The following is a 515-nucleotide window of genomic DNA, read 5'->3' as shown; positions in this document are numbered from 1 at the left end:
CCCGCTCCAAGCCCGACGGGAAACTTGAAATTCAGGCCGACCCGGCCCGCCTTGGGCAGATCGACAGCGTAGTAGTCGTAATCCTCCGAGCCTGCACTCAACGCCGAACCCGAAACCGTGGACCCCAGCGGCACCACCGTCGCCGTCGCGGTGCTGTCATTGGGCTCGAGCTCCACGGTCCCCGCGCTCAGCGTGGTGTTCAGGGTGTAAGTCYTGCCCCAGCTTGCTGCGCCGTCATAGCCGTAGATCCGGATGTAAGCCCGTCCTGCGGGCAGAAACGTGCCCTGGCCGGCCAGCCAGCTGCCGTCAGCATGAGAGCCATCCAGGTCGAAGCTGTAGAGGTTGGTGCCATTGGCACCATAAATGTTGACCCTGTAGGTGAATCCCGCTCCAAGCCCGACGGGAAACTTGAAATTCAGGCCGACCCGGCCCGCCTTGGGCAGATCGACAGCGTAGTAGTCGTAATCCTCCGAGCCTGCACTCAACGCCGAACCCGAAACCGTGGACCCCAGCGG

The 515-nt window shown here is 63.2% G+C and carries 1 protein-coding gene; it reads right to left on the bottom strand.

The window, feature by feature from the left end; genetic code table 11:
* The coding region (locus tag AC1DDO_RS23040; protein WP_476972850.1) for a hypothetical protein at window positions 1-515 on the bottom strand (515 nt) is incomplete at both ends.

It is taken from the genome of Arthrobacter sp. 10N43 (assembly GCF_056394525.1).
This window is presented reverse-complemented; position numbering and strand designations above follow the sequence as displayed.